General features: G+C 66.6%; 1 protein-coding gene. It reads left to right on the top strand.

The genetic code is table 11. The annotated features are described in order from the left end of the window. The coding region (gene vgrG / locus SOP85_RS30985; RefSeq protein WP_323629403.1) for a type VI secretion system tip protein VgrG at positions 1-821 on the top strand (821 nt) is incomplete at both ends.

Below are 821 nucleotides of genomic sequence, written 5' to 3'. Positions count from 1 at the left end.
AGATCGACGTCGTCGAATTCCACGACGACCAGCGCCACTACCAGTTCGGCGTAAAGCTGCCGTTGCGTGCACCGGCCGGTTTCGCCAGCGGCGAGGACGGCGTGTGGGGCCTGCAAACCTGTCACCAGGTGGTGGAGAAATCCATCAACTTCCGCGCCTATCACCACCGCGATGCCCGGGCCCGGCTCGATGGCGAAGTCGACCAGACCCGCGCCACCACGACCACCACCTACGGCGAGGCCTACCACTACGCCGAACCCTATCGCGTGCTCGGCGATCGCCTCGACCAGGACGAAGACCTGCAAAGCGAAAGCGGTTTTTTCTACGCGCGCCTGCGCCACGAACGCTACCTCAACGATCAGACCCACCTCAGCGGCGCCAGCAGCAGCGCCACCCTGGCGCCGGGCCAGGTGCTGAAAATTGCCGACGCGCCCCAGGCCTTTACCCCCGGCGCGGTGATCACCGGCCTGCACACCCGCGCCGCCCGCGACCGCAGCATCGAAGTGCATTTCGAGGCGATTCCCTACGCGGAAATGGTCTGCTTCCGCCCGCCGGTACCGCCCAAACCGATCGTCGCCGGCACCCTGCCGGCACGCGTCACCAGCGGCAAAGCCAACGATCCCTACGCCGAAATCGACCTCGAAGGCCGCTACAAGGTCAACTTCCTGTTCGATCGCGACCCCTGGAAGCTCGGCCAGGAAAGCATGTGGCTCCGCCAGGCACGCCCCTACGCCGGCGACACCCATGGCCTGCACCTGCCGCTGATCTGCGGCACCGAAGTGGCCATCGCCTTCGAACAGGGCGACCCCGACCGCCCCTAC

Source organism: Pseudomonas sp. YuFO20 (genome assembly GCF_035064975.1).
In the GTDB taxonomy this organism is placed as follows: domain Bacteria; phylum Pseudomonadota; class Gammaproteobacteria; order Pseudomonadales; family Pseudomonadaceae; genus Aquipseudomonas; species Aquipseudomonas putida_AE.
This window is presented reverse-complemented; position numbering and strand designations above follow the sequence as displayed.